At 39.5% G+C, this 2,033-nt stretch carries 2 protein-coding genes; both read right to left on the bottom strand.

Annotated features, from left to right (window positions below; all coding sequences use genetic code 11):
- Nucleotides 1-301: 301 nt before the first annotated feature.
- On the bottom strand, nucleotides 302-1,156 hold the full coding sequence (locus ACFFGT_RS19240) for a YjiK family protein (protein WP_377024141.1): 855 nt from the start codon (nucleotides 1,154-1,156) through the stop codon (nucleotides 302-304).
- Nucleotides 1,157-1,347: 191 nt separating this feature from the next.
- Complete coding sequence (locus ACFFGT_RS19235; protein ID WP_377024140.1) at nucleotides 1,348-1,791, bottom strand: hypothetical protein; 444 nt, start codon at nucleotides 1,789-1,791, stop codon at nucleotides 1,348-1,350.
- Nucleotides 1,792-2,033 lie beyond the last annotated feature (242 nt).

Raw genomic sequence — 2,033 nt, 5'->3', positions numbered from 1 at the left:
GTTTGCCCGGTTGGCAAACCCTTTGGAAAGGTTATTCATTTTTTCAATCCTTAGTAATCGGATTTAACTATGCTAACAACAGCTCATAATTTTGTGGGTTAACTTTAATCTGTGAGAGACCCTGAGGTTCACCGCGTTCTGGGTATTGAGAACAGCGAATTTGTATGGCGCATACATCAGGGTCCTCTGCGAGAGACCCTGATGGGACGCTACGTTGATGATAGGACGTTGATTGTTTAATATAAAAAAAAGCCCTTGTTTCTTCAACAATGGCCTTTTTATATGCAGTTATTTAAGAAAATCAGTTTGGCACATCGTAATGATATATCGGAGCAAAAACGCCTTCACTTGTAGTGTAATATCCTTTACCATCGGCCTGAAAGCCTATTGCTTCGCCCTGTTTTTCAACTTTATAAGTAAGCTCCTGCGGTTTGCGTACCATGGTTTCCCATATGGGTTCGTTATGCTGGCGGCGCCAGTAGTAAACCTTGTCGTAGCTTTTCAGCAGGACCTGCTGCCCGTCTTTGGAGATATCACCGGCTGTGATCCATTTAAAAGGTTTAAAACCTGGGAAGAACAGTTTGCAGCGTTTGGTTAAAACTATTGTTTCATTTGCTTTATATTTTAACGGTGAGGTATAAACTGCAACAGTATCACTTCTTTTGCTCACAATGATCAATTGCTTGTCAATTGGATCAATCATCATCGTTTCCGCATCTTTAGCGCCATCGGGATACTTAAAATCTGCACGTACAGCCTCTGTATTTGCTGTTGCAGCATTACCTGTGGCCCAGGATTTTTTTTCGGCCATGCGGTAAATCGTAATGTATGGCCTGTTTTGAGCATTATCGCCTATATCGCCAAGGTAAACGTAGCTTTTGCCTTTTTCCGGTCCCGGGCCAACGTCAATATCTTCACAATCATGCACGCCAAGGCCATTTGCCTTATCTCCTTTAAAATAAATGGTTGATTTGAGTTTGCCTCCGTTTGTTATTGCAAAAAAACGGCTGGTATCACCGCTGTCGTTATGTACATAATAAATATCCGGACTGATGCCTGATGCTGCGATGCCCGATATTTCATCCATTTCCTTATTATTCAGGGTGCCTGTAATATCCTGCTTATCAAGTAACCTGTGCTTTGCAAAGGCGCCCATGAAAAGTAGGGATACAAGGGGGAGAAGTATATTTAATTTTTTTGATCTGCTCATTCTGTTTCTTGCAAACAATAACGCAAATTAAGCGCATTAGTATGAAGTTGGCATTAATTATCTGATTTTGTTACGATTGTATGCAAATTGTATAACAAATGACGTAGATAACACACAATATTCATACCATGAATCAATTACGCCGATTCAAAAGCATGTAATAAAGCGTTTTGCCGGTATATTTCTGCAGGGGTACGGTAATCGGCCAGTTCAATTTCCTGAACGTATTTGCAATTGCAGGGATGGCCGGGTTCAATAAAAATGGGCATATCGTAACCCATTTGCTGGTAGTAAGGGGTGATGAACGCTTTTACAGGTAGATCATTAGCTGCAGAAACAACTTCAGGCGTGAGTTTTTTTAAGGGTTTTAAAAGTAATTTAATTTCGCAAAGTTTAAAGTTATCGTACAATGGGATCCAACGCATCACTTCATCAATATTAACAGATATGGCGTTATGCTTTACACCGGTAAGTGTGCCGATATTGACCTCGCTATTATTTAAAAGACTGATGATCACAACCTGCTGACCGATATAACGGCTAAAAATAATGAGTTGATCAGCTACGCTTATATGTTTCATTTTGCTAATTTTATTAGCAAAATAAGAGAATTATTTGGTGAGATGCAAGAGAGAATTTGAAATGTGGAAAGTTCAGGTTCGCTTAGTTCCCTTTGAACTGAAATGGTAAACGATTCGTCATTGCTGTAAGGGTTTAGTAATTCGGAGACAAAATAGCAGGTTATTATTTGTTGTTTAAGGAGATCATATCGATAGGTCTTTTGCCATTAATACCTTGATGAGGTCTTTCCCAGTTATAATAG

The sequence above is a fragment of the Mucilaginibacter angelicae genome, assembly GCF_042434235.1.
GTDB classification, from domain to species: domain Bacteria; phylum Bacteroidota; class Bacteroidia; order Sphingobacteriales; family Sphingobacteriaceae; genus Mucilaginibacter; species Mucilaginibacter angelicae.
This window is presented reverse-complemented; position numbering and strand designations above follow the sequence as displayed.